The sequence below is a fragment of the Methanococcoides sp. NM1 genome (assembly GCF_900774285.1).
Classification (GTDB): Archaea; Halobacteriota; Methanosarcinia; order Methanosarcinales; family Methanosarcinaceae; genus Methanococcoides; species Methanococcoides vulcani.
In genome coordinates this window covers 23,371-48,545 of record NZ_CAAGTW010000011.1, presented here as the reverse complement: position 1 = coordinate 48,545, position 25,175 = coordinate 23,371, and the positions used below count along the sequence as shown (strand labels likewise).

Annotated in this window: 26 protein-coding genes, 3 tRNA genes and 1 pseudogene; 24 read left to right on the top strand and 6 right to left on the bottom strand. The window is 43.9% G+C overall.

All coding sequences use genetic code 11. The features are described 5' to 3' along the window. Positions 1–39: 39 nt before the first annotated feature. From E7X56_RS10715 to E7X56_RS10680, 8 genes are all read left to right on the top strand, one after another. Complete coding sequence (locus E7X56_RS10715) at positions 40–1,155, top strand: COG1361 S-layer family protein (RefSeq protein ID WP_135606744.1); 1,116 nt, start codon at positions 40–42, stop codon at positions 1,153–1,155. Positions 1,156–1,380: 225 nt separating this feature from the next. After that, entirely contained in the window at positions 1,381–2,607 is a 1,227-nt protein-coding gene (locus E7X56_RS10710) for a translation initiation factor IF-2 subunit gamma (protein ID WP_135606743.1), read from the top strand. Continuing rightward, on the top strand, positions 2,604–2,969 hold the full coding sequence (locus E7X56_RS10705; RefSeq protein ID WP_135606742.1) for a DNA-binding protein: 366 nt from the start codon (positions 2,604–2,606) through the stop codon (positions 2,967–2,969). The genes E7X56_RS10710 and E7X56_RS10705 overlap by 4 nt, the downstream gene beginning before the upstream one ends. 66 nt (positions 2,970–3,035) lie before the next feature. Next, on the top strand, positions 3,036–3,605 hold the full coding sequence (locus E7X56_RS10700; protein WP_135606741.1) for a DNA-directed RNA polymerase: 570 nt from the start codon (positions 3,036–3,038) through the stop codon (positions 3,603–3,605). A gap of 17 nt (positions 3,606–3,622) precedes the next feature. Continuing rightward, positions 3,623–3,808 carry a transcription elongation factor subunit Spt4 gene (gene spt4, locus E7X56_RS10695; RefSeq protein ID WP_091689610.1) on the top strand — a complete coding sequence of 62 codons (186 nt, stop codon included), beginning with the start codon at positions 3,623–3,625 and terminating at the stop codon, positions 3,806–3,808. 2 nt (positions 3,809–3,810) lie between these two features. Beyond that, a complete protein-coding gene (locus tag E7X56_RS10690; RefSeq protein ID WP_091689611.1) occupies positions 3,811–4,392 on the top strand; it encodes a GTP-dependent dephospho-CoA kinase family protein in 582 nt (193 codons plus the stop codon). Beyond that, the gene (locus E7X56_RS10685) at positions 4,382–4,711 is read left to right on the top strand and encodes a 30S ribosomal protein S24e (protein WP_091689612.1); all 330 of its coding nucleotides are present in this window, start codon (positions 4,382–4,384) and stop codon (positions 4,709–4,711) included. Before E7X56_RS10690 ends, E7X56_RS10685 begins: the two co-directional genes overlap by 11 nt. 17 nt (positions 4,712–4,728) lie before the next feature. Then, a complete protein-coding gene (locus E7X56_RS10680; protein ID WP_048193869.1) occupies positions 4,729–4,878 on the top strand; it encodes a 30S ribosomal protein S27ae in 150 nt (49 codons plus the stop codon). A gap of 130 nt (positions 4,879–5,008) precedes the next feature. Here the strand turns inward: E7X56_RS10680 and E7X56_RS10675 are convergent, their stop codons facing one another. Genes E7X56_RS10675 through E7X56_RS10665 form a run of 3 tightly spaced genes read right to left on the bottom strand, consistent with a single transcriptional unit; the run spans position 5,009 to position 8,747 of the window. After that, positions 5,009–5,413 carry a response regulator gene (locus E7X56_RS10675; protein ID WP_091689685.1) on the bottom strand — a complete coding sequence of 135 codons (405 nt, stop codon included), beginning with the start codon at positions 5,411–5,413 and terminating at the stop codon, positions 5,009–5,011. Positions 5,414–5,423: 10 nt separating this feature from the next. Next, the gene (locus tag E7X56_RS10670; protein ID WP_244603498.1) at positions 5,424–7,943 is read right to left on the bottom strand and encodes a histidine kinase dimerization/phosphoacceptor domain -containing protein; all 2,520 of its coding nucleotides are present in this window, start codon (positions 7,941–7,943) and stop codon (positions 5,424–5,426) included. Positions 7,944–7,958: 15 nt separating this feature from the next. Next, complete coding sequence (locus E7X56_RS10665; protein ID WP_135606740.1) at positions 7,959–8,747, bottom strand: winged helix-turn-helix domain-containing protein; 789 nt, start codon at positions 8,745–8,747, stop codon at positions 7,959–7,961. A 330-nt stretch (positions 8,748–9,077) separates the two neighbouring features. Between E7X56_RS10665 and mtbC the strand changes: the two genes are divergently transcribed. From mtbC to E7X56_RS11840, 7 genes and pseudogenes are all read left to right on the top strand, one after another. Then, complete coding sequence (gene mtbC / locus E7X56_RS10660) at positions 9,078–9,749, top strand: dimethylamine corrinoid protein MtbC (RefSeq protein ID WP_135606739.1); 672 nt, start codon at positions 9,078–9,080, stop codon at positions 9,747–9,749. A gap of 15 nt (positions 9,750–9,764) precedes the next feature. Next, positions 9,765–11,168: pseudogene (mtbB, locus tag E7X56_RS10655) on the top strand ([dimethylamine--corrinoid protein] Co-methyltransferase). Between the two features lie 110 nt (positions 11,169–11,278). Then, positions 11,279–12,781: an APC family permease gene (locus tag E7X56_RS10650; protein ID WP_135606738.1), complete on the top strand. Its 1,503-nt coding sequence runs from the start codon at positions 11,279–11,281 to the stop codon at positions 12,779–12,781. Between the two features lie 126 nt (positions 12,782–12,907). Beyond that, positions 12,908–13,804 carry a GAF domain-containing protein gene (locus E7X56_RS10645; RefSeq protein ID WP_135606737.1) on the top strand — a complete coding sequence of 299 codons (897 nt, stop codon included), beginning with the start codon at positions 12,908–12,910 and terminating at the stop codon, positions 13,802–13,804. A 62-nt stretch (positions 13,805–13,866) separates the two neighbouring features. Then, positions 13,867–14,271, top strand: coding sequence for a response regulator (locus E7X56_RS10640; protein WP_135606736.1), 405 nt, complete (start codon positions 13,867–13,869; stop codon positions 14,269–14,271). A gap of 328 nt (positions 14,272–14,599) precedes the next feature. Further along, positions 14,600–14,776 carry a hypothetical protein gene (locus E7X56_RS11845; protein WP_167879251.1) on the top strand — a complete coding sequence of 59 codons (177 nt, stop codon included), beginning with the start codon at positions 14,600–14,602 and terminating at the stop codon, positions 14,774–14,776. 200 nt (positions 14,777–14,976) lie between these two features. Continuing rightward, positions 14,977–15,129 (top strand): hypothetical protein, encoded by a 153-nt coding sequence (locus E7X56_RS11840; protein ID WP_167879528.1) that lies wholly within the window; start codon positions 14,977–14,979, stop codon positions 15,127–15,129. A gap of 462 nt (positions 15,130–15,591) precedes the next feature. Here E7X56_RS11840 and E7X56_RS10635 read toward each other — a convergent pair whose 3' ends face one another. The 3 genes from E7X56_RS10635 to E7X56_RS10625 form a co-directional block, all read right to left on the bottom strand. Further along, positions 15,592–15,858: a hypothetical protein gene (locus E7X56_RS10635; protein ID WP_091689618.1), complete on the bottom strand. Its 267-nt coding sequence runs from the start codon at positions 15,856–15,858 to the stop codon at positions 15,592–15,594. Between the two features lie 200 nt (positions 15,859–16,058). Continuing rightward, positions 16,059–16,136 (bottom strand) — tRNA-Glu (locus tag E7X56_RS10630). 85 nt (positions 16,137–16,221) lie between these two features. Next, positions 16,222–17,469, bottom strand: coding sequence for a proteasome-activating nucleotidase (locus tag E7X56_RS10625; RefSeq protein ID WP_210409273.1), 1,248 nt, complete (start codon positions 17,467–17,469; stop codon positions 16,222–16,224). Positions 17,470–18,050: 581 nt separating this feature from the next. Between E7X56_RS10625 and E7X56_RS10620 the strand changes: the two genes are divergently transcribed. The 9 genes from E7X56_RS10620 (at position 18,051) to E7X56_RS10580 (ending at position 25,096) form a co-directional block, all read left to right on the top strand. After that, entirely contained in the window at positions 18,051–18,935 is an 885-nt protein-coding gene (locus E7X56_RS10620) for a hypothetical protein (protein ID WP_135606735.1), read from the top strand. A 29-nt stretch (positions 18,936–18,964) separates the two neighbouring features. Further along, positions 18,965–19,108: a DUF131 domain-containing protein gene (locus E7X56_RS10615; RefSeq protein ID WP_135606734.1), complete on the top strand. Its 144-nt coding sequence runs from the start codon at positions 18,965–18,967 to the stop codon at positions 19,106–19,108. A gap of 131 nt (positions 19,109–19,239) precedes the next feature. Further along, the gene (gene uvrB, locus E7X56_RS10610) at positions 19,240–21,222 is read left to right on the top strand and encodes an excinuclease ABC subunit UvrB (protein ID WP_210409272.1); all 1,983 of its coding nucleotides are present in this window, start codon (positions 19,240–19,242) and stop codon (positions 21,220–21,222) included. Positions 21,223–21,322: 100 nt separating this feature from the next. Then, positions 21,323–21,393: transfer RNA gene (locus tag E7X56_RS10605), tRNA-Gly, on the top strand. 125 nt (positions 21,394–21,518) lie between these two features. Next, a complete protein-coding gene (locus E7X56_RS10600; RefSeq protein ID WP_135606732.1) occupies positions 21,519–21,950 on the top strand; it encodes a MarR family winged helix-turn-helix transcriptional regulator in 432 nt (143 codons plus the stop codon). Beyond that, positions 21,947–23,302 (top strand): MATE family efflux transporter, encoded by a 1,356-nt coding sequence (locus tag E7X56_RS10595; protein ID WP_135606731.1) that lies wholly within the window; start codon positions 21,947–21,949, stop codon positions 23,300–23,302. Before E7X56_RS10600 ends, E7X56_RS10595 begins: the two co-directional genes overlap by 4 nt. Before the next feature lie 101 nt (positions 23,303–23,403). Beyond that, a tRNA-Leu gene (locus E7X56_RS10590) sits at positions 23,404–23,488 on the top strand. A 528-nt stretch (positions 23,489–24,016) separates the two neighbouring features. Further along, complete coding sequence (locus E7X56_RS10585; protein ID WP_135606730.1) at positions 24,017–24,595, top strand: hypothetical protein; 579 nt, start codon at positions 24,017–24,019, stop codon at positions 24,593–24,595. 102 nt (positions 24,596–24,697) lie between these two features. Further along, on the top strand, positions 24,698–25,096 hold the full coding sequence (locus tag E7X56_RS10580; protein WP_135606729.1) for a hypothetical protein: 399 nt from the start codon (positions 24,698–24,700) through the stop codon (positions 25,094–25,096). The last annotated feature ends 79 nt before the right edge of the window (positions 25,097–25,175 follow it).

Here is a 25,175-nt window from a genome sequence, read left to right as displayed (position 1 = left end):
TGAAAAATTATCAAATTAACACTATGAAGAGGACTAATTATGTTTAAAATGACAGATTCCAGATACGCTGTGGCAATTATGGCTTCACTTGCTGTATTGCTGCTTTTTGCAGCCCCGGTCCATGCGGAGTTTACGGCAGCTAATGCGGAACTACCTGATTTCTTCAATTTTGATGAGAACTACTATACTGTATATGGTGGTCCCGATGTGACTGCGACTCTCGTCGGTGATAACGAATTCGAACGCGGTGATACTGTCACACTGAACCTCGATCTTATGAATAAGGGTCTGATCACAGGTTTCAGGTCGGAGGAAGATGATCTCTACCTTACTGAGCTGGAGCAGAAGTTGCAGAGCACTGAAATGTCCTATGAGTCCCAGCGAACGACAGCTATCGGTATTGTTGCTGTTCTGACCTCTCTTGATCCTGCTGTCAAAGTAAAGTCCGGTCCTCAGGAAGCAGGTACTCTTGTATCAGGGCAGAAGACCGATTCACCTGTCCAGTTCAATGTAGACATCTCAAAGAACGCAGAGTCCGGTCGCTACCCGATGCGTCTTGATCTCTATTACGGATACCAGAAGAATGTCCAGATAAATGGTGACAATGAGACTGATCTTGGCATTACTAATATGGAGGTCGGACTCTGGTATGATGTAGGTGCGCAGAACACTACCTTCGATCTGTTTGTGAAGGATGAGGCAAGGTTCGAGGTAACTAATGTATCCGGTGACCTGTATCCTGACACAGAAGGTCTGTTATATGTTACCTTTGAGAATGTGGGTGACCTTCCTGCAAAGGATGCTACTGTGAGGATCAGTGCTGCTGATCCGTTCAGCACTACCGATGACCAGGCATTCTTGGGTACACTTGATTCCGGCGAGAGCACTGTTGCAGTGTTCAAACTAAAGGTCGATGATCTTGCAGTACCGAAGGCTTATGCACTGAACAGTGAGATCAAGTATGAGGATACTGATGGACATGACAGTATCTCGGACACGGTGAAGATCAAGACGGAAGTCCTTCCTGCATCTGCAAATGACAGTGGCTCCGGCATGACTGGCATCATTATTGGCGCACTACTGGTAATAGTGATCGCTGGTGGAGCTTATTTTGTTTATCGCAGCAGGTCTTCAAATAACAGCAACGATGAGTGATCATTTCTCTCATCGTTTTCTTTTTATTGACAGGTTTCGTGTTCTTTCTATGATGTTCCTGACCTTTTTAGATCAGTACTAATATGGTATGATACTATAATGGTTGAAATCACTTATATATTAGGAATGACATGGTATCACAAACTTCAGAGTAGTTACGTTGAATTCGTATAATTATATTAGATTACACTTTTATTTTAGCCCGATAGGGAGGGAAATCAAAAATTGAGTCAGCCTTGTGTTAATATTGGCATGGTAGGTCATGTCGATCATGGGAAAACGACGCTTGTAAGCGCGTTATCTGGAGTATGGACCGATACTCATAGTGAAGAGTTGAAGCGTGGTATTTCGATCAGGTTAGGGTATGCAGATAGTACCTTCAGGAAATGTCCAACTTGCCCCGAACCCCAGTGTTATACTGTAGCCAAGAAATGTGAGCACTGTGGTGAAAAGACCGAGGATATGAGGACCGTATCTTTTGTGGATTCCCCTGGTCACGAGACATTGATGGCCACAATGCTTTCAGGTGCTGCTATCATGGATGGTGCTATCCTTGTGATCGCTGCGAACGAGGAATGTCCGCAGCCACAGACAAAAGAGCACCTCATGGCTTTGAATATCATTGGTATCGAGAACATTGTTATCGTCCAGAACAAGATCGACCTTGTTCCAAAGGAGAAGGTTATCGAGCATTATCATCAGATCAAGGAGTTCGTTAAGGGGACTGTTGCTGAGAATGCACCTGTCGTTCCTATCTCTGCACAGCAGAACATCAATATCGATGTGCTGATCGATGCGATGAACGAAATGATACCAACACCTGTGCAGAAACTTGACAAGCCTGCACATATGCTTATTGCAAGATCCTTTGACGTCAACAAGCCGGGAACAGCTATCGATAAGATCGCAGGCGGTGTTATCGGTGGAACACTTACAGCAGGTTCTTTGCATCCGGGTGATGAACTTGAGATCCGTCCGGGACGCAAGGTGGAAATGGAGAATGCTATCCACTGGGAGCCTATATTCACTACTATCAACATGATCGCTGCAGGTAGCGACAAGGTAGAAGAAGCAACTCCTGGAGGATTGCTTGCATTGGGTACAGGACTGGACCCAAGTATCACAAAGAGCGATTCGCTCACTGGGCAGGTTGCAGGTGCACCAGGCACATTACCTCCGACACGCGATTCATTCACTATGGATCTGAAGCTTCTCGAGCGTGTGGTCGGTGTTTCAGATGATGAATCAATTGGTAATATCAAGACCAGTGAACCATTGATGCTCAACGTTGGAACTGCTACTACTGTGGGTATTGTAACAAGTGCCAGGGAAAATGTTGCTGAGACCAAGCTCAAGAGGCCGGTCTGTGCTGAAGTTGGCTCTATGGTTGCTATCAGCAGGCGTGTTGGTTCCCGTTGGAGGCTTATAGGCGTGGGAGTCATTAAGGCTTGAATGTTATAATAGATACAAACGGTTTAATGATACCAGTTCAGTTCAAGGTCGATATCTTTTCAGAACTGAAACGTCTGGGTTATAATGAGCTCATTGTTCCCCAGGCGGTTATAAATGAGATAAAGATCCTGGTCAAACGGTATAAGGGTGAGAACAGAACAGCGGCAAAGGTTGCACTTTCATTATCTGACAGATGTACCATTGTGGACCGGACAGGTAGTGCGGATGATGTCATCCTCCAGCTCGCTCTTGATACCGGAGCAGCAGTGTTGACCAATGATGTCGTTTTGGTCAAGCGCCTGAAGGAAATGGATGTGATCGTTGTGCGTTTGCGCCAGAAGAACCGTTTGGATATAACATGATCATCATTTCATATTACACTTATAGTGGCAATTTAGATTAATGCAGGGCATATTGGAGATCGAGATATGTATAAAAGGATGAAACTTGCGGACACGGTCCGTGTGGCTCCTCGCCTTTTGGGTGAGGATGTAGGGGTCAGTGTAAAGGATGCACTAAAGGAGAAACTTGAGGGCAGGGTCGATAAGACACTTGGTGCAATTGTTGCGGTCACGGATATTGAAGAAGTTGGAGAAGGTCATATCCTTGTTGGTGACGGAGCGGTCTATTACGATGTTGTTTTCGATGCTATTGTGTTCATCCCACAACTTCAGGAAGTCATTGAAGGATTGGTAGTCGAGACAGTTGAGTTCGGTGCTTTCGTCAGCATAGGTGCCATGGATGGTCTTTTGCACGTAAGCCAGGTCACTGACGACTTCATGTCATATGACGGTAAGCACGGCAGGCTTCTGAGTAAGACCGGAGATCGTATCCTTTCAGAAGGCGACAAGGTGCGTGCCCGTATAGTTGCTGTAAGCACTAACGAAAGAGAGCCAAGGGACAGTAAGATCGGATTGACCATGCGTCAGCATGCTCTTGGAAGGCTGGAATGGCTGGAAGATGCACGCAAGCCAAAATCCGATGAATCTAAAGAGTGAACCGGAGTGTATCTATAATGGTAGAACAGGTATGTCGTGAATGTCACAGGGTGGTAACAGGTCAGACCTGTCCGGTCTGTGGTTCAAGCAATTTGAGCTCTGACTGGAGCGGACTTGTTATTATTGTGGATCCTCAGCGATCTAAGATCGCAGAGATGATCGGTGTGACAGTTGCCGATAAGTATGCTTTGAAGGTGCGGTAAATTTGGGTTTACAGATCTTTTTACCGGAGAGTCTTCGACATCTTTTCCGGGAACCTTTTGGTATCCTGTATGAAGGTGTTGGCGGTGATGCCGTCAGAAGTTCGGTAAAGGATCTCGGCAATCCCACAAAACTTATATCTGTGGGTGATGTTACTACTTTCCACTTGCTCGAATCAAACATCATTCCAGATGTACTGATCGTGGACGATAGGACGAAAAGGGCACCGGCTTCCTCACAGGTTGTCGATGGTACGAAACATCAGGGATTTGTTGAAATTTCCGTCGATAATCCTGCTGGTGTGATCACCGAAGAACTGATATCTGTGATAGGCGATGCATTAGTGTCCGATCGGAATGTCCGGATATTCGTAAAAGGCGAAGAGGATCTTGCGGCTTTACCTGCGATGATGATGGCACCTCTCGGTTCGGTTATCATGTATGGGCAACCGGATAAAGGTGTAATGCTTGTAAGGGTCACAGAATCCAAAAAAGCAGAAATAAAAGATCTATTTGATAAAATTCTTGAAAAACAAGATAATAAAGAACAGTTCAATAATGTGCGGAGGAAATTAAATGGATATTAATATTACAGAAGATAAAAACAACGCACTTCTCAACAGAAGGGAAGTGAAGTTCGATGCTGCATTCGAGGGTGCAACACCTTCAAGGCTCGATGTCAAGAACAGACTGGCTGCAATGCTGAACGTGCCACTTGAGCTCGTCATTCTCCAGAAGTTCGAGAACAGCTACGGTATATCTGCAGCTGAAGGATACGCAAAGATCTATGAAGATGCAGATCGCATGAAGGTTGTAGAGAAGGAATATGTCCTTAAAAGGAACGAACTTCCAGAACCTGAAGTTGTCGAAGACGAAGCATCCGAAGAACCAGCTGAAGAAGCATAAGATAGTGAGTGATCATAATGGCAGTTAAAGACTACTACAAAGTAACCGGCGATTCCATCGAAAGGCTCAGGCAGTTCTGCCCACGCTGTGGCGATGGTGTATATCTTGCAGACCACAAGGACAGACTTACCTGTGGCAAATGCGGATACACAGAATTCAAGAAATAATTATAATTTTATGCATCGCAACGTTGTGTTGTGATGCGTTTCTCTTTTAATTTAGATATTTATTATCAAAGCATCCATTTTTAATTTAGATGTGCAGTATCAACGCACCATTTTTTAATAACTGCTCTTCTCATTCATCAGGTTCTTCAAGTCCTTTTTCCACTCTGTAATTGTGGAGTGCAAGTTCTATGGTGGTATGAAGACTGTTTTCCTCGAAAGGCTTGATAATATAACCATAAGGCTTTGTCCTTTTAGCTCGGTCCAGTATCTTTTCATCGGAATATGCCGTAAGGTAGACCACGGGGACATCAAAACGCTGTCGTATCTGTTCAGCAGCTTCGACACCATCCATATCCCCTTTTAGCATTATGTCCATCAACACAAGATCCGGAAATGTGATCTCTGCTTTACTGATGGCCTCTTTTCCAGTAGATGCAATGCTGGGTACAAGGTATCCCATGTTCTTCAGCATCTTCTTGATACCTAAGGCAACGATCTTTTCATCTTCTACGACCAGGATCTTAGTTTGAGTCATCGATTCCCTCTCATATTTCATATTTTTCTTCTGTGAATTGTATTATGAACTTTGTTCCCTTCTCTTTGTCAAGCGTGATCGTTCCATCGATCTGCTCGACGAGGTTCGTCACAAGCTGAAGTCCAAGGGATTCGGTCTCTCTGAAGTCAATATCTTCAGGTATTCCACATCCGTTGTCGCAGACAGTTAGTGTGAAGTTGTCTCCAGCATGCTTTATGTCTACCGATATAGTACCCTTGTCCTTTTTATCCTCGAAGGCATACTTAAGTGAGTTCGAAACAAGTTCGTTGATAATGATCCCAAGCGGCACTGCTGTATCCATGTTCAGGAAAATATCTTCCACTTTCAGGTCTATCTTTATGTCACGGTTGCCGACAACGTATGATTGTGACAGGTAATTAATTAGATTCTTAGTATAGTCTGCAAAGTCAATGCTTTCCATATCCTCTGACTGGTATAGTTTTTCATGCACAAGTGCCATTGTTCTGACCCTGTCCTGACTATCCCTGAAAGCTTCCTTTACCTTTTTATCCTTGAATTTATCAGATTCCAGGTATAATAATGTGGATATGACCTGCAGGTTATTTTTTATACGGTGATGGATCTCTTTCTTGCGAATATCCTCTATTTTTATAAGAGCCTCCTCCGCACGCTTTCTTTCGTCGATGTTTACAATGATTCCTTGCAGGTAGTTCACGTTCCCATCTTCATCACGACGTATGAATGTCCTCTCATCTGCCCAGAGGACAGTACCGTATTTGGTCAGGATCCGGTATTCGATGTTGAACTGATTGTAACCTTCGTCACATTTTTTTTGTAGTTCGGCTTCAACTCTTGGAAGGTCCTGTGGGTGGACAATATCTCCATACTTTACTTTACCAGATGCAAAATCTTCAAGTGAGTAACCAAACTGTGATATATTCTTTGATACGAACTCAATAGGCCATCCCTTTTCTGCTCTCCATTTAAATACGACAACAGGACTGTTCTCGACGACCCGCTCCATCTCTTCTTTCATCTGGTTGGAGTGCTCAAGCTCTTCTGCATACTTTATTAGTTCCTGTTTGGCTTTTTTCTGTTCAGTAGTGATCTTGTATAGGGCTTGCCTTGTTTCTTCAATACCATCAGTGAGTATCCTGAAGTCACCTTCTCCTTTGATACTTATTTTTTGTGTAAAATCTTCTTTCTGGAAAGCCATCAGCACTGAATTGGATTCATCAATAATGTTATTGAGCTTTTCAGCAAATCTGTCAAGGGTGTCACCCAGATCTTTGAAGTCACCTTTGAGACCGGGAGTTACACGGGTTTCAAGTTCTCCTTTTGCAAGACCGTTGGCTACGTGCATGGTTTCAGCCATGGGTTTTGTGAAGGCATCCAGGATCTCGTTCAACCCTGAAGGTATGTCCTTGAAATCGATATCTACCTCGGTGTCAGCTCGGGCATATATCTTCCCTCCCACCGCTGCATCGGAGACATCCTTAAAACTGGCTACGATCTCATTGATAGGTCTTGTGACAAAGCCTGCAATAAGGGCGGCAAGTCCTGTCATGAATATAATGGATATGGTAGATATCACGATGAGGTTATTACGAAGCTCAACAACACCTGCAAGCATCTCCTCTTTCGGAACCACAAGTATAAATGAAAAATCACCGGTCTTGATCGGTTCATAGAACATTACGACCTCTTTTCCTGTGGTAGGGTCGATAGTATCTATATATCCTCCTTCTCCTCCTTTGATATCATCTGACATGGCGGTTATTTCCGGGACATTGAAATCATAGAGGGTTTTGTAACCGATCCAGTCCTTCTGTTCGGGTTGTGAGACCAGGATGCCTGTATTTCCTGTCATGAACGCATACCCTGTATCGAATGCCTTTACTTCGCTTACCACTTCATCAAGGTATGTAAGGGATACATCCACACCTCCAATACCGATAAATTCCCCGTCCTTTATTATGGGGGTCACGTAACTTACTATGAAAACCCCTTCATAGAAGTAAGGATCAATGATTTGTTCTTCCTTCAGTTTCTTTGGTAACTGGTAGTAATCGGAAGTATCATAATTGAGTAGTGGATCAAGTTGAAGATCACCGCTGATCCTGTTCCAGTATGGGATGAACCTTCCCGTGGAATCATGTCCCGGTGCATTTACAAAAGTCCTGTCATTGCCATCAAAGGCATTTGGTTCATAACAAACATATGTTCCAAGGAGGTCCGGGTTCTTGACCGCTAATTCCTTCAATATATCATTGACCTCATCCCTGTCAGCAGTTTCATATGCTGCCAGAGAATTTGCGATCGTCTGACCTATTGCATGGTTCTTTCGCATGTCAACATCAAACTGGTTCGCGTAACCTCTGGACTTTTCTATGGATTGTTCGTAGGCCAGGTCAACTTCCTGGTTGGTAACAGTGGATATGATGACAGCAGTTGATGTGACTAGTACCAGCAGGACACCTATCACAATGAAGAGGATCAATTTGGACCTGAGGGGTACGTTTTTCCATTCTATTTTTCTCAAAGCCATATTGGATCTTCCTTATTAGATATCTTTCAACTGGCGGGATCGTTCCTGGTAATATGAGAACAATTCTTCACCCCAAATGCGTGCACTATCATCAAAGCTCATGATCTTCCGGTGGTCGTATCTGCCATCCTTGTTGAAGAGGCATATGTAAGTAAACCGTTCTGTGACAGATACGGTCGTCAGTTTGATACTATCGTCACATACATGAAGTTCCGTATTATCGGATGATGCGAGCAGTTTAAGATGGTCAAGGCAATCATTCTTCATTCGATTGAGGACAGAGTCCGTAAGGATGAGTTCGAACTTAATACCCCTTTCAATGATTTCTGAAAATAGTTCCGGGTATAATGGGTGAAAATATGATGCAAACATCTTCACATCTTCTGACCTTGTCAGGTTCTCTGTAAATTCGACAGGGAGGTCGAACATGTGGTTCAGGTCAGGTTCTATCAGCATGCATTGTCCCAATTCGCCCAGCCTGTACGCAAGAGGTTCCGGTATTGCTGAAAGGTCCCGGGTAGCCCAGTACTCCCTGTTCTCCTCTATTACTTCAAGCGTCTTCAATAACGGGCTCATGTTCCTGACTATTATCCTGCCAACATCAGAAAGTTCATACTCATCGCTTTCATTCTGAATGATCATGTCCTGCTCTTTAAGTATCTTTATCTGGGGCATCATGGCCTTTGATGTGACATTGAGGGATGTCTTTATCTGGTCAATATTCCTTGGTCCCTCAACGAGCAGTAAAAGAAGGTTTTTCCTTTTTTCAGAAAGCCATATTGTGTCACTTAATGAGGATTTCATCGATACTCCTCTATAAAGTCCAGTATTAACATTAATGATTCTTTCGGTTGTTCTTCGGGAAGAACGGGCTTTATGGCATAATTCTGTTCTTTTTTCTAAATAATCCGGCTCATGATATTGATTATTCAGGAGACAATCTCTATCTTCATATAAACTAAAGCCTTTGGAAATTCTCATGCCTTTAGAATATCCAACGACACTGGTCATTCCCAATGGGCTTTTCCATTTCCAACATCAGTCGAACTTCCAACGCAAATTATGCTATATATGATTCTGGTTTTTCAATATATGGTGGTGAGGAGCAATCCTGCTACCATAATCATGTGGTAAATATTCCACAACTTTAATGGAGGTTGTAACACGACAAACGAGGAATTATTCAAAGCACTATCCGATGCGGTAGTAAGTTGCAAAAAAGATGGTGTAGTAGCTGCAGTAACCAAGGCAAAGGGCCAGGCTCCAGCAGTAGAACTTATCGACAACGGTCTTGCAGCAGGTATGAACGAAGTTGGTGTACTCTTCGAGAGAGGAAAACTCTTCCTTCCACACGTTATGATGGCAGCTGATGCAATGTCCGCTGGTGTAGAGTTACTTCAGGATGAGCTTGCATCTGGTGAAGGATCCGCTAAGCTCGGTGTTATTGTAAACGGTACCGTTGAGGGTGACGTTCACGACATTGGTAAGGCAATCGTATCAACAATGCTCCAGGCAGCAGGTTTTGAAGTCCACGATATTGGTAGGGATGTTCCACTCCAGAACTTTATCGACAAGTGCAAGGAAGTCAATGCTGACATGGTCGGTCTTTCCGCACTTATGACAACCACCCTTCAGGGCCAGAAAGAAGTTATTGAACTTCTCAAAGAGAACGGCATGAGGGATGGTATCAAGGTCATGGTCGGCGGTGCACCAGCAACAGATGCATGGGCAAAGAAGATCGGTGCAGACTGCTATGCAGAGAATGCAAGTGAAGCTGTAGTCAAAGCAAAGGAATTACTACTTTAATTGTGGGGTTTTAAAATGGCAACAGAATATTTCTTAAGAATGGGTGACGGTGCAAAGATCTTCATGAGCAAGGAAGACATCCGCGCTGACATCGAAGCAGGTTCCGCAGATGCAGCAGACCTCGGTGACATCGCTGCACTTACCGAAGACCAGATGGACAAGATGCTTGACATTATCACATCTCCTGGCAGGATCGTTGGTGTTGAGCCAGGCATGGAAGTTCCTGTAACTCACGATATCGGTGCTATCAGGATCGATGGTGACCAGGGTAACAGTGGTGTGGGTATTCCTTCAAGCAGACTTGTTGGTTCAATGGTGCACGAACGTGCATTTGGTGCAGACACAATGGAACTCGGTCACATCGACTACAGTTACAAGCCTGTAAAGCCTGTCATCTCTCAGGAATGCCAGACAATGGAGTCCTGCCAGCAGAACATGATCATTCCTATGCTCTACGGTGCAATGCCAAACATGGGTCTGTACTACACTCCTGATGGTCCATTCGAGAACCCAGGTGATCTCATGAAAGCATTCAAGATCTCCGAAGCACAGGATTCTATTTTCCATGCTGCAGAGCACGGTATCCGCGACATGACCTGGATCATGCAAAAACTCCAGAATGTTGGTTGTGACGGTGTCAACTTCGATACTATCGGTGCAGCCGGTGACGGTGACATGTATGCATCCCTTAATTCTATCGAAGCATTGAGGAAAGAATTCCCGGGAATCTACATTGAAGCAGGTATGGCAGGAGAACTCGTTCTCGGTATGCACGGAGAGCTTGAGTACGATGGTACAGTACTTGCAGGTCTGTGGCCACACCAGCAGGCACCACTTATAGCAAAGGCAGGAGCAAACGTATTCGGTCCCGTATGTAACACCAACACCAGCAGGACATCTGCATGGAACCTTGGTCGTTCAGTTACCTTCATGAAGGCAGCTGTTGAGGCATCAACAATTCCATGTCACGTCGATATGGGCATGGGTGTCGGTGGTATCCCAATGCTTGAGACCCCACCAATAGATGCAGTGACAAGGGCAAGCAAGGCAATGGTCGAGATCGCTGGTGTCGATGGTATATAGATCGGTGTTGGTGACCCAATGGGTATGCCAATCTCACACATCATGGCTTCCGGTATGACTGGTATCAGGGCAGCTGGTGACCTTGTTGCAAGGATGCAGTTCGACAAGAACATGAGAATCGGTGAAGCAAAGGACTTCGTTGCAAAGAAACTTGGTGTTTCACCTGCAGATCTCTCCGACGAATATGTCATGAGGGAACTCAGGGAAGAGCTCGACATTGGTGTAATCACATCAGTTCCTGGATGCGCAAAGGGTATTGCAGCTAAGATGAACATCGAGAAACTCCTCGGTATCGACATCAACTGCTGTGACAAGTTCAGGGAAACTATAGCTTAAGCTGTAATAAACCGTATATTGTGGCCGATATTGGCCTGACAGATGTCAGGTCATTTCGGTTTTTTCTTTATTGTTATAATGAAACGTTATTAAAAGGAGTGTGATGGAATATGTCTGAAGAAAAACCATCCGGCGTAGACTGGCACCACGCGGAGCAGTGTGCTAAAGTCGTCTGTGATACCGGTGAGCTTGAACGATCGATCGATTGGAAACAGGGACTGGCTATTGCTATTGGTGTACCTTTATTGATCTTGCCATCGATTGGTTATTTTGCTAGTTATCTATGGTCATTTGCTATTATTGTATGGGGTCTCTCTGTTTTTCAGGGATTTATGCAGAACCTCGCTTATGGTGAACTTGCAACAACTTTCCCTAACGCATCCGGTTTGCCTGGATTCGCACAGAATGTTTTCAAATCACCTAACCATGAAGGAAAGTATGACAAGGGTAAATTGATCGGCGGATTCAGTGCATGGAGTTACTGGTTCGCATGGAACCCTGTACTTGCTATCTTCGCAATTCTTGTAGGTTTCTATCTCCACAGCCTGTTCCCCGCATTGGCAGCCTCTTTCAGCCAGTATCAGCTTTCATTGGCAGCAGGTATTGTGATATTCGGTGGATTGATACTTGTTAACTACCGTGGACTTTCAAGTGGTGCGCTTGTAGGTTACATCCTTGCCGCTTTCTCACTTATTCCAATGGCAATTATTACACTGGCCCCTTATGTAACCGGTGACTTTGCAATGACTAACATCACCAGCACATGGTTGCCAACTGACTGGGCATGGGATTTCCATCATATCCTGATCCTGCTCGGTATCTTTGCAATGGCTCAGTGGAGTGCTTGCGCATGGGAAACTGCAGCCATCTATGGTCCGGAATATAAGAAGCCTGGCTCTGATGTACCAAAGGCATTGTTCTCCTGTGGTGCTATCTGTCTGGTGGCTTACATCCTTGTACAGATGACCATTACTGGTGTACTTGGTATCGATGGTATTGCCGCTGCACCAATTGATCCAATGCTTCCGCTTGCACAGGCAGCACTCGGTGATGTCGGTTCAACTGTCGCTATTGTCATGCTCATTGCAGCAATGGTCTTGATCATCCAGACCGCATACCTTGGTGCATCAAGGGCAATGCACTCAATGGCAACAGAAGGAAACCTTCCTAAGCTCTTCAAGAAAACAAATGCACACGGTACTCCTGTACTCGCAATGGTCATTATTGGTGTCTTCAACCTGATCCTGATCTCAATGGGTACTCCATCAGCTATCCTTGCTGCATCAGCAATCGGATATGTTTGTGCTAATGGTATCAGCCTTTTCGCATACGTAAAGGCAAAGAGAGACCCACACCTTGCTGGTCTTGACAGGCCATTCAAGGCACCAACCGGATGGAAGAACGTTGCATTGTTGTTCGGTCTCTTCAACCTTCCGCTTTGTCTGGTCGGTGTGATCTACCTTAACGCTGTTGAAGGTAGCTGGTACTCAACCGTTGTCGGAATAGGTGTGCTTGGTCTCTATGTTCCAATGTGGTTCTACTCACAGCACGAAGCTCATGTTGATAAGATCGCTGCTGTAAGCCTGATACCAGCAATTTCAAGGAAGAAATGATAAACAACTCCTTTATTTGTTGAAAGGTTCCCGGATGTCTCCGGGAACTGCTATATTTTTTGATATATAAATTTCGAATTCTTATTTAAAATTCAATTTATCTTTTGAACTGGGGTGGGTGCTATAATGAAAGGAATCGTAAATTTACCGGATCTTCAATATGAAATGCCCGAGGTGGTATTCGTGTGGAGGTCTGAATATGGCTGGCCACTTGAGTTCGTATCAGATAATGTATCCTTATTTGGTTATGAACCCGATGATTTTCTGTTTGGCGGCCTGTCATATGAAGATATAATTCATCCTGCTGATCTTGAAATGGTTAGAAAGGCCCTTCTGAAATACTCTGATAGTTTTGAAGGCGATCTCATGCAGGAATACAGGATAATGAAGGCAGATGGTGATGTCAGGTGGGTTCGTGAGAAGTCACAGATCATCTATGATAAGGATGGTCGCATGCAATGCCTGAAGGCGAAGGTCGTTGATATTAATGATGAGAAAAAACGTGATGATTTTATGTTCATTCAGAATGAGCTGGGTAGTGATCTCAGCTGGCCTGTAAATCTGGAGGAATCCATGGATGTCCTTCTTGAGCTGACAACTCAGCTCGATGCTATCGATATTTGTGCTTTATATGTGGTTGACGAGGTTACCGGGGGGCTGGTACTTGTGAACCATAAGGGACTTTCAAATGACTTTGTGAACAGTGTATCGTATTTTGGTGCTGATTCCGGTCAGGTGAACTTTGCACAGAAAGGCTTCCCTATTTACAAGCATTATTCTGAGGTCTATCCTTTCATTACGGGTGCACGGATGCAGGATGAGGGTTTGCAGGGTACTGCCATTATTCCTATCCATCATGAACACCACTTTGTAGGATTATTGATCGCGTCATCATCTTCAGAATTCATAATTCCTGAGAATGATCGTGACAGTCTTGATGTGATCAAGTCGTTAGCCGGTCTTATGATCAGTAATATGACAATGTCCGTAATGAGTGATGGTATGCATTACAGTACGGCATGAATGGAAGTATATTTGGGTATGGGTACGAAAACGGTCCCGTTTGGGATGATCTGGATATTACTATGAAAAGTAAAAAGATAGTTGTTGTTGAAGATGAATTGATCGTCGGTATGATGATCAAGTTGAAACTTGAGAAGATGGGTTACTCTGTAACTGGTTTTGCTTCAAAGGGCAAAGATGCTATTTCCATGGTGGGAGAGGTCCATCCTGATCTTATACTTATGGATATCAGGTTAAAGGGTGGAATGGATGGCATTGAAACCGCCATGAAGATCCGTGAGTTATACAGCATCCCCATAGTGTTTATCACCGCAGACTCTTCTAAGGCTACTCGTGAGAGGGCAAGCCTGGTAGGTCATCAGGGTTATCTGACGAAGCCCTTTATGGATGAAGATCTGGGGTATATTGTTCATTCTGTGTTTTACAACTCCGTGGATGGAGCAGGAGAAGTCAACGTTCTGGCCTGATCTGGGTTCAGGTTGAATAGTGCCTTCTCTTTCCTTTTCCACATATGTTCTTTATTTTTTCCACAATTTATTATTTTTTGCACATATGAGGGGTGCAATTCGATTTTATTGTATTTTCTCCCAAACGGTTATTCACCGTTTGCGTCTACTTTTTTTTAGTCTTTAAAGGTATTGTCCTAGCAACATATCGAAATATATATATACAACATCATCTTTTAGGAAAAACACTTCTAAATAACAAAACGAGTCGCGGTTTGTGTATATACGATACCGGTTGACTTCTCAACCTCTGTCGCATGCTTAGCCCCCTCATTGAGCGTGATAAAAAATGGTAGAAATAGAAGATGTTATTATTGGAGCTTTTGCATTTGCAGGAATAGCAACACTGGTCATTTATGTACTTACAAATCCTGGTGGAATGATCCCTCTAAACCTTCAGGATGTTGCAGTTGGTTCTTTCGTTGTCTTTGCACTGAGCAAAGTGTCCTTCCTGTCAAGTCTTTGATGGTGGGGCATTTTCCTCCATATGCTGACGTATGGAGGGCCAAGCCTACTCCATCGTATCTTTCTGTTTTACTGATAATTTCTTACCTATCCTCTCTATTTTCGTCGGTCGTTTATCCCCTTGCCTTCTCTGCCCGAACGCAGAATTTAAGTTCTATCCTTCATTGATATGTTCAAAAATCTATTCCCGGAGTTTGTCCTGTGAGCACTAATTGTTATGATGTCTGTAAGGTCTATGAAGAATGTTCAAAGCTTGGGCTAAAGGGAACTGTGAACGACCTGAAAGACAAGAGGCTAGCTGCGTGTTTGTATGCCTGTGAGTTAGAGTATCGGAAAGTAGTCGATGGAGAATAACTTTTCTCATTATCAAAATTTAGGTTATTGCAATATGCAGTAATATGTGTACATTGCTCTTTGGTTAAGGTGCTGTAAAAAGAGGTAAGTAGTATTCCGGTGGGGCTAATGTCCAGTACAAATATTTTATTTCCAGTAGCTTTCCACATAGGATTCTGTTTGCTGGATATATATGGGGTGACGTATCTTAGTAAAAATGGAACTATCGGGATCGTAGCTATCACGTTTCCCGTAAACCATCCTTCAAAGGCCAGAAAGAGTCCCTCATAATGGATAATTTCATTGATCGCCAGCATATATGAGTCCCATGAGGCACTCTGAGGTTGTTTAGGAATGTTGCAAAGACAAAGAAGCAGGCAACATACCTTCTTGTCCTTAGTCTTAAGTTCACTTTAAAATAGCTGAATGCAACAAGTGGTATAAGCCCCTGTCATAAGTCTGCAAGGGATAATATAAGGTTCATTATTTCTTCATTTTATTGCTCATGACCCAGAATACTATTGTACCTATAATCGCACCTATTATTGCACCTGCTACCGTGTAGTTAAATGATGCTTCTGCTATTGGTATCAACATCTCGTCTAAGCCGCTTAGATCTGCTCCCCTTGTCATGACTACGCCGAATGGGAGCTGGCCTATTTGTGGGGCTTCCGGTCTTAGTAAATATGCAATTAATGCGCCGATCAGCGTTCCTGCTAAGGGTAGCTGTGTTATTTGCTTTTGGTCCATTGTATCTCTCTTTGGTCATGTTGTTTTGATACGTTTTTTGGTAAATGTTATAGTTGTGTGCTTAATATATTTTTGCTGTCAGAATTCTCTGGATATGATCTGCAGGACAAACTGATCTCATGAAGTAGGAATTCATATCAAAAATAGATTTATCTCTATATACATTAAGTCCAAAAAGAGTGGGATTATAAAAAAGTTATTGGTGCTCCGATGGGGATTCGAACCCCAGTCACAGGAGTGAGAGTCCTGAATGATTGGCCGTGCTACACTATCGGAGCACACGGTTTTAGTGCTTTTCAGCATCCCCTAAAAGCAATCGATTATATTTATACTTATCGTCTTAAAAGGTAGTTGGAAGTTCGCTTAAGCGAACATTCCGGCTGGTACATTCACTTCTTCTTCTGATACGACCTTTTCGAATGCGTCGAGGAGATCTTTCATGGTAATCATGTCGCCTCTTCTTCTCAAGACGAACATACCTGCTTCCTTAACTATTACATTCAGGTCAGCACCACTCAGGCCGTCGGTCATGTTTGCGATCTTAGCGAGATCGAGACCTTCTTCGAGGGTCATTTTCCTTGTGTGGATCTTCAGGATCTCTTCCCTTGCTTTCTCGTCCGGCAGTGGCACTTCGATTATACGGTCGAACCTGCCAGGACGCAGGAGTGCGGGGTCAAGCAGGTCGATCCTGTTGGTTGCTGCCATTATCTTTACATTGCCGCTGGGGTCGAATCCGTCCATCTCTGCGAGAAGTTGCAACATTGTGCGGTTCACTTCTGCAGAACCTGTTGTGCCGTCGTGGGTACGCATACCTCCGACTGCATCTATCTCGTCGATGAACAGTATTGATGGGGACTTTTCCCTTGCGAGCTGGAACACGTCCTTAACAAGTCTTGCGCCCTCTCCGATGAACTTCTGCACGAGGTCTGAACCTGACATGCGGATGAATGTGGCATTTGCTCTTGATGCAACCGCCTTTGCTATCAGAGTCTTGCCGGTTCCCGGATTTCCGTACAGGAGAACTCCGCTTGGAGGTTCTATTCCGATGTTCTCGAAAAGTTCCGGTTCTGTCAGTGGAAGTTCAACTGATTCGATGACTTCCTTGAGCACATCGTCAAGGCCTCCGATCATGTCGTAGTCGATGCCTGGGGAATTGATAAGTTCCATGACCTGGGCACGTACATCTGCTGCCTTACTGATCGTGGATATGATAGAAAACGCTGCGTTAATACTCACGCGCATGCCTGGTTCAATGGTGCCCTGCATCCCTGGCGGCATCCTTGTCATAACCTCCTGGTTGTTGCCATGCTGTCTCAGAAGCACCATGTCGTCTTCTATCTCCATGACACTAGCAATGAACAGTGGTGGTGTGGTGAGGTGGTCCAATTGCTCCTTCAGTTTTTCGATCTCTGAAAGGTACTTGTTAGCCATCATATTGGCTTCAAGGAGCTTTGCTTTCATAGTTTCGTTCTGGACCTTCAGGACCTCATTCTCGTTGAGTATCGACTGGACGTCCATGTCTTCAACTTCTTCTGCTTCGCGGGTTACTTTGTCGGAATTCATATCCGGCACATCATTTCCCGTTGGTGATCCTGCACTTACGTCGGTCATGTTTCGTCCTTATAAACATCATGTAATATAAAAGCAACTGACTGGGGCAATAATGCTTTGTGCGGCAGGTGTTCGGATCGCGTCTGGATTTATATCTATTTGTTTTTACTGCTTTATTTTTAATTTAAAGTATTTTTATGTATTTTATGTGATTACTATTCATTTATGATTTTTATTGTATCTTATGAAGACTTAATAACTCTTTATTTTGTTTTTAAATAGATGATCACAGCAAAAATTGTATGAAAACAAACCCCTCTAGTTCCACTGGAGATTTAACTATGATATGTTGTGATTCTGGATTTTCTTGTTTTTAGACAAGTAAAATGGATATTTTTTAGAGCGTTTTTATTCATTTATTTTTAAAAATAAGTATTTTAAGGCCTTTAATTTAGTATTCTACAGATAATGACTTGTATTCCAATACCAACGCTTATATACAATTAAGTACAATGGATGTATTGCAGTTCAAATCATTTGTACTATCACAGTGCAAATCGATTGCGTGGAACTGTATTCACATAAAAGCTGAGCCATTATCTGAGGGGATGAATGGTTTGTGAATCCACCGATCTGAGGGGATGGATGGATACGCTGCAGAGGCGCAGAAGATGAAGATTCGGCTCGAAATAATCGATGACGAAGGAAAAGAAAACACCAGTATTGAATTTGCTGGTGAGAACGTAAAAGAACGGGTTATCAAGTTTATTGATACTTTAGATGAGGTGCAGCCTCGTTCGACCGGTTCTTCATCCTCCTATCTGCAATCTGAACAAAACGTTCAGCAACTGTTTTCACAACAAACTTCCGCGACAACTCCGGAAACTGTTGTTTCACAACCTCCACAGGTTGTACCACCACAATACTATCCTGTATCTGTGGTGCCAGTTCCACAACAAGCACAGCCTTATTGCCAGCCTGTGCAGATGCCGGTTCAACAAGCTCAACAGTACCCGCAGTACTATGTGCCTGTAAACCAGCAAACAGTTAATCCAACTGTGAATCCTGTGGTGAACCAGCCGGTTTGTTATCAACAACCCGTACAACCGCAGCAAGCGACTGTGTTTCCTGGTAACTTCGCTCCTGTTCGTCCAGTTCAGGGTGCTATGACAGAACAACAGGTTCCACAGGTTAACAACAATGCTGTTTCAAATGCACCACTTCGCGACAAGGTAAGTAATTCAAAGCTTACGATCAACGAAAGGCTTGAGCTTTTTCTGAAGTATGAGCATCCTCGTGATTGGTCCACTTCACAACAGGTCCAGCAGAACTACGAGCGTGTTTACGGTGAGATCAAGCTAAGCACAGTTTCTACATATCTCTCTCGTATGTATCGCAAGAACCTTCTGGAACGCCGTGGTAACCGCACACAGCGTGAATATCTCTACATCGGTGACAGGGAAGAGGTTGCTGCCCGGGCAGCACCGCAGGGATATGCTCCTGTCTGGCAGATGCAGAGGGTATAACTTTTATTGATCTGGGCGAATTGTTTCCTATGAGATCGGCAAATGATGATCTCGGAAAGCTTGTGATGATCGGTCCAATCCCTATAATATTCGGCAGCGACAGGAAAAGCTCTGTGTTCTCTATTATTCTTTCTATCATTCTGATGTTGCTATGGTTCGTACTGTTTCGCTGATCTTGCAGATGGATACTGTAGACGAAATGTTGTAAACATGTAATTACGTGTTCACCTCATGTTGTATTGTGAATAGGGTCAAAGTGTCGCACACATACGTTTATAGATATTCACAGACATATTACAGAGTGATGAGCAGTTTTAAACTTGTATCTGAATATGAGCCAAAAGGCGACCAGCCAGAAGCTATCAGAAAGCTGGTAGAAGGGCTGGACAAGGGGTTAAAACATCAGGTATTGTTGGGTGTGACCGGGTCCGGTAAGACATTCACAGTTGCAAATGTTATTCAGAAAGTACAGAAGCCTACGCTTGTAATTGCTCATAACAAAACCCTGGCAGCTCAGTTATTCTCGGAGTTCAGGGAGTTTTTCCCTGATAATGCTGTGGAATATTTTGTCAGCTATTATGATTACTACCAGCCTGAAGCTTATCTTCCGACTACCGATACTTACATCGAAAAGGATTCCTCTGTGAACGAGGAGATCGACAGGTTGAGGCTGTCAGCCACAAAATCCCTGATAGAACGCAGGGATGTTATTGTTATTTCCAGTGTTTCAAGTATTTACAACATCGGTTCCCCTGAAGAATGGAGGGAGATGTCTGTTGTGCTAAGACCTGGTGAACATCTCGAAAGGAGCGAGTTGTTCGCACGTCTTATCAATATTCAGTATGAACGCAACGAAATGGACTATGCCAAAGGTACATTTCGTTCAAAAGGGGATACTGTGGAAGTGTTCCCTGCACAGGAGAAGCATGGTATCCGTATCGAATTGTTCGGGGATGAGATCGATAGGATATCCTCCTTTGACCCTCTGACCGGCAAGACGCTTGGTGTTGTGAAGGATGACAACAGCATTGTCATATATCCCGCAAAGCATTTTGTAATGCCTCAGGAAGAGATGGTGCTTGCATTGGACTCTATTGAAGAAGAGCTTGAGGATCAGATCACAAAGCTTGAGTCGGAGAACCGAATACTTGAAGCCCAGAGGCTGTTGCAGCGTACGAAATTCGATATGGAGATGATCCGTGAACTGGGATATTGCAGCGGTATCGAGAACTATTCCCGTCATTTCGATGGCAGGAGTCCGGGTGATCCTCCGTCCTCTTTGCTTGAATTCTTCCCTGATGATTTCCTTCTGGTGATCGATGAATCCCATGTGACCATCCCGCAGATAAGGGGGATGCATAATGGTGACCGTGCCAGGAAGGAATCACTGGTCAACTATGGTTTCCGTTTACCTTCTGCTTTTGATAATAGACCTTTGAAATACAATGAGTTCCACCAGAGGATAAACCAGGCAATATACGTGTCAGCCACTCCTGCGGACTATGAGCTGGAGATCAGCAGTGCAGTCGTGGAGCAGATCATCAGGCCGACAGGGCTTGTGGACCCTGAAGTATTCGTGCGCCCTGTGGGGAACCAGATCGACGATCTTATTGGGGAGGTCAACAAGGTCACGGACCGCGGCTGGCGCACCCTTGTGACAACCCTTACCAAGCGTATGGCTGAAGACCTGACCGACTATTTGCTGGAAATGGGGATTCGGGTGCGGTACATGCATTCGGATATTGATACTCTCATGAGGGCGGAGATCCTCCGGGACCTGAGGAAAGGCGAGTTCGATGTTCTTGTCGGCATTAATCTTTTGAGGGAAGGTCTTGACATTCCTGAGGTTGCTTTTGTTGCGATCCTTGATGCGGACAAGGAAGGATTCCTGCGTTCAGAGAGGTCGCTGATACAGACAATCGGTAGAGCGTCCAGGAATGCGGAAGGGTATGTAATACTGTATGCTGACAATATGACCGGTTCCATGGCAGGTGCCCTGAAGGAATCCGGCCGCAGGCGTGAGATGCAACTTGCGTATAACGAGGAGCATAACATAATCCCGCAGACCATCAGGAAGGCTTTACAGAAAGAGCTTGTAGAGGCAGAATACGAGGAAGTGAAGTCCGAGGTCCTGGAGATTGCAGAGAATCTGTCCGACATGGAGCTTGCCGATATGATCATTGACCTCGAGGCAGAGATGCATTCAGCAGCGGCAAATCTGGAATTTGAGAGGGCAGCAGCACTCAGGGACCAGATCAAGGAGCTTCGCAGCACATATTCTTTATAAAGGCGATTGCACGTATTGTGACTAAAGCAATACATTTATCCTGCCACTAAGTTTGGGCGAAAAGGTTATATTCTAAAAATGCAAGTTAGGGAATGCAAGTGCGCTGATGGTCTAGTGGCATGACTGGGGCCTTCCAAGCCCTAAACCCGGGTTCAAATCCCGGTCGGCGCATCTCTCTTTTTTGTTTTAATTATCCAGTTACGTTAGTGTTTGTTATGTTTGTTTATTTCTGTTTGTTCATTTTTACTGGATGACTTTCCGTCGTAGTTATATATTAGTTAGGCTAACTAATCATTATGCCCGCACAACTTTCGTTTGAAAAGGTCGATAAGTACTACCAGAAGATCCTGACTAAAAATAAAAAGCTTGAGAAGTATGCCGATGTGAGTTTTAGTTCTTTCTCTTATCTCATGGTGGTCCGATCACTCTCCAACCCCACAATATCGAAACTCGCATCTGCAATGGATGTGAAGAAACCTTCTGCAAGTAATATGGTGAGAAAGCTTGTTGATATGGGTCTGCTGGAGATCGAACGCTCGGTCAGCGATAAACGTGTCTGCAAGTTGATCCTCTCTGCAGAAGGAAACGAAGTGATCGAACTGGGCAGGTCTGCTGATGATCTATTCTTTGGAAAGATCGCGGAGATCCTTGATGACAATGAGTTCGAGGTCTTTGCAGGATTGTGGGAAAAGATAACTTCCAATCTTGAAGGGGATCGTGGGAAATGAGTGATGATGAATTAGCGGTTGAAAGTGTAGGTAAGTTGTTCAGGAAGTTCACGCTTCCTGCGGTTGTGGGATTCATTATTGGTGGTATCCAGATAATCATTGACGGATATTTCATCGGTAATGTTGTTGGTACTCTTGGACTCGCATCAGTGACCCTTGTATATCCTTTACTCATTGCCATGATGGCAACAGCCATGCTGCTGGGAACCGGTTGTGCTGCACTTGTAGCGCTCGAACTTGGGAAGGGTGACAGGATGCGTGCTCACAGGATCGCTTCTGACCTGCTGCCGATGATAGTCGCAGTAGGTGCTTTCTTTGCTATTGTAGGTATGTTCTTCACTGAACCGTTGCTGAGGATGGTTGGTGCTACTGAACTTGTTTTCAGTATGGCGAATGAGTATCTCAGTATCATGTTCATGGGTTCGATCTTCTTCATCGCAGGCATCGGTCTTGATCCTCTGGTCCGGAATGACGGCAGGCCAGCGTTTGCTATGAAGATGATGGCAGTAGGTGCAGTGACAAATATTGTACTTGACTATCTTTTCGTCATGAGGTGGGGAATGGGGATGCAGGGGGCGGCCATTGCTACACTGGTAGCTTTTGCGGTTTCTGCTGTGGTATTCACATTATACTTCTTCAGTAGGCATGCAAAGTTGAGGCTTCATCTTTCTGATATCAGTCCTGATCCGAAGATAATTGCAGGTATCGCAAAGGCCGGTTTTCCGGCATTCGTCATGCAGACTTCTCTTGCAGTGCTTGTGTTGAGCTATAACTATATGCTTCTGAAATACGGTTCTGAAGTTGCGGTATCTTCTTACGGTGTGATCGAATATTCATTCTCAATATTCTATATGATCTTCGAGGGTATTTCAGCCGGTGTCCAGCCAATAATCGGTTTTAACTACGGTGCAAAGCTCTACGCCCGCGTCTATAGTGCGATCAGGATGGCAATGCTATCATGTCTATTTGTAGGTCTTTCAGGTTTCACTCTACTATACATGTTTCCGGAAACGGTTATTCAGCTTTTCAATCGCAACGATCCGGAATTGCTGGTAACCGCGGTCGAAGGTATGAGGATATTCATGTTCGGCATTGTCGTTGAAGGCATCATAATCTCCTCAGCGGTCTATTACCAGTCAGTGAACAAGATAAAGCCGTCATTGTTCATCCAGTTCGGGAAGATCTTCATCTTCATTCTCCCCTTACTGTTTACCCTTCCGCGATACTATGGCCTTACAGGTATATGGATGGCAGCTCCTATAGGCCAGTATCTTATGTTCTCGGTCGTAGCGATAATGTTCCTGAAGGAATTAAGATTCCTCAAACACCCTCCGGCTGAATCTGTCAATTGACAACTTTACGGGTTGCGATGCGCTTGTATGGAAAATAGGCTGTATCGCACCCATTGCATAAGATTAAATACAAAAAATGAGTTTACAGATTGTTTCATTTTGCGGGGGTTGCCCAGACAGGTCAAAGGCGCAGGGCTTAGGACCCTGTCTCGTAGGAGTTCGTGCGTTCGAATCGCACCTCCCGCACTCTTATTTTGATGAATTTAGTGGTCTGTGCTCATCACTTTGTTAAAATTTTCTACGGCTGCTTAAAGTTAATGTATGTAATTGTTATCAACAGAACGGGAATTTTCTTCTCCCATTTCCAATATTCAAAAACCAATCATAAAAAAGGGAAAGATGAGCCCCCACTCATCTGATTTTGTTCCCAACCCTGTCATACCCTGACACTCTAAATAGTGCGTCTCACTATATATTTATATCGAATAAATATAAGTTTTAGGTCAAATAAGCTTTATTTAAATCGTATATCTTTCATTATCAATGTATATTTTAAGGTTCTTATTGCCCATTCTTTAACTTTTTAAGAGATGTTGATATCCAGGCATTCAATCAATTCAGTTTTATAATCTATGTTTTTACTGTATTCATTTGAATGGGGTCTGATTCATTCCTGAATTTAATACATATATCGGGTCTGCTGTTTGCTGGAAGACTTTAAAAGGGTAAACTTCAAATCTACTTACTTACTAATTATAAATTGGGGTGTTATAAATGAAATTAAGATTAATTATGTCAATGGTGCTTGTGGCTATACTTTTAATGACTCCTGCAAGTGCAGATCTGTTCGATGATCTGAATGATGCAGTAGATGAATACAATGAGAAAATTGATCAGGTTCCCGGGACCCTGCAATCTATATTTTCAGACCAGCATGTCATTCTTGTTATTTACATGAATGAGAATGAATCTGAAAACGAAACTATAGAGGCAAAAGGTCCTGCATTTGAACTGGTTCTCAGCGAAGGTCCGTTCGTTACGGAAAGTGGTGTCAGTATGAAGATGGTAGCGATCACAGATGGTGATGCTTCCGTAGCCAATTTCGGTAAATGGAGCGAGCTGGATGAACAACACTATTGGAATGGTGTGGAGTTTGCTGAAACACTCGTTGTGACAACAAACGAGGATACAGCAAGGGCGATCCTGGATTCTGAATCTCCCGGAGCAACCTTTACGGAAGCATACGATAGTGGTATGATCATCATTGAGACTTCCGATCGTGCAAGTATGACAACAAAAATATCTCTTGCAATAATGCCTGTGGTGATGAAGCTCTATGCGCTGATCAGCTGATTCCGATCATTGATCTTTTTCAGCTCATTGAAGCCTCCAATGAGCTAATCTTTTTTTGAAAACAAGAATAAGTTTTTATTTGTAAAAATCAAAATTGTTAATATGGCTCAAAATATTTACCTATACTCCCTTGCTGTCTGGATGCTGTTCATCTTTCTTGCCATAATAAATGGCACATTAAGAGGTCTTTATACACCTTATACAGGCGAACTTCTTGCCCACCAGATAAGTTCGGTGATCTTCAGCACGGTCATATTTGTGGTAACCTACGTTTTCCTGAAATATTCCGATGTTTCGGGAACACCTGTCCAGTTCATTTATGTAGGCCTGATGTGGTTGTTCCTGACAATCTCCTTTGAATTCCTCTTCGGGCATTTTGTCATAGGTCACTCATGGGAGCATCTGCTACACGATTATAATATCTTCGAAGGACGCATCTGGTTACTCGTGCTTATTGTAACAGCAATATCTCCCTGGCTTGCCAACAGGGTCCTGTCCTGAGTTCCAGCAGGTTTCCAGAATTACAGGCGTTTGCATTTTGGAATTGAGCCTGTCATATTCTATCAGTAGTATATCATGG

Bases quoted from the DNA above. Each gene is read 5' to 3' on its own strand.
- E7X56_RS10715 (WP_135606744.1), top strand. From the start codon at position 40: ATGTTTAAAATGACAGATTCCAGATACGCTGTGGCAATTATGGCTTCA.
- E7X56_RS10700 (WP_135606741.1), top strand. From the start codon at position 3,036: ATGTATAAAAGGATGAAACTTGCGGACACGGTCCGTGTGGCTCCTCGC.
- spt4 (WP_091689610.1), top strand. From the start codon at position 3,623: ATGGTAGAACAGGTATGTCGTGAATGTCACAGGGTGGTAACAGGTCAG.
- E7X56_RS10685 (WP_091689612.1), top strand. From the start codon at position 4,382: ATGGATATTAATATTACAGAAGATAAAAACAACGCACTTCTCAACAGA.
- E7X56_RS10680 (WP_048193869.1), top strand. From the start codon at position 4,729: ATGGCAGTTAAAGACTACTACAAAGTAACCGGCGATTCCATCGAAAGG.
- E7X56_RS10675 (WP_091689685.1), bottom strand. From the start codon at position 5,413: ATGACTCAAACTAAGATCCTGGTCGTAGAAGATGAAAAGATCGTTGCC.
- E7X56_RS10670 (WP_244603498.1), bottom strand. From the start codon at position 7,943: ATGGCTTTGAGAAAAATAGAATGGAAAAACGTACCCCTCAGGTCCAAA.
- E7X56_RS10665 (WP_135606740.1), bottom strand. From the start codon at position 8,747: ATGAAATCCTCATTAAGTGACACAATATGGCTTTCTGAAAAAAGGAAA.
- E7X56_RS10650 (WP_135606738.1), top strand. From the start codon at position 11,279: ATGTCTGAAGAAAAACCATCCGGCGTAGACTGGCACCACGCGGAGCAG.
- E7X56_RS10645 (WP_135606737.1), top strand. From the start codon at position 12,908: ATGAAAGGAATCGTAAATTTACCGGATCTTCAATATGAAATGCCCGAG.
- E7X56_RS10640 (WP_135606736.1), top strand. From the start codon at position 13,867: ATGAAAAGTAAAAAGATAGTTGTTGTTGAAGATGAATTGATCGTCGGT.
- E7X56_RS11845 (WP_167879251.1), top strand. From the start codon at position 14,600: ATGGTAGAAATAGAAGATGTTATTATTGGAGCTTTTGCATTTGCAGGA.
- E7X56_RS10635 (WP_091689618.1), bottom strand. From the start codon at position 15,858: ATGGACCAAAAGCAAATAACACAGCTACCCTTAGCAGGAACGCTGATC.
- E7X56_RS10625 (WP_210409273.1), bottom strand. From the start codon at position 17,469: ATGACCGACGTAAGTGCAGGATCACCAACGGGAAATGATGTGCCGGAT.
- E7X56_RS10620 (WP_135606735.1), top strand. From the start codon at position 18,051: ATGGATGGATACGCTGCAGAGGCGCAGAAGATGAAGATTCGGCTCGAA.
- E7X56_RS10615 (WP_135606734.1), top strand. From the start codon at position 18,965: ATGAGATCGGCAAATGATGATCTCGGAAAGCTTGTGATGATCGGTCCA.
- uvrB (WP_210409272.1), top strand. From the start codon at position 19,240: ATGAGCAGTTTTAAACTTGTATCTGAATATGAGCCAAAAGGCGACCAG.
- E7X56_RS10600 (WP_135606732.1), top strand. From the start codon at position 21,519: ATGCCCGCACAACTTTCGTTTGAAAAGGTCGATAAGTACTACCAGAAG.
- E7X56_RS10595 (WP_135606731.1), top strand. From the start codon at position 21,947: ATGAGTGATGATGAATTAGCGGTTGAAAGTGTAGGTAAGTTGTTCAGG.
- E7X56_RS10585 (WP_135606730.1), top strand. From the start codon at position 24,017: ATGAAATTAAGATTAATTATGTCAATGGTGCTTGTGGCTATACTTTTA.
- E7X56_RS10580 (WP_135606729.1), top strand. From the start codon at position 24,698: ATGGCTCAAAATATTTACCTATACTCCCTTGCTGTCTGGATGCTGTTC.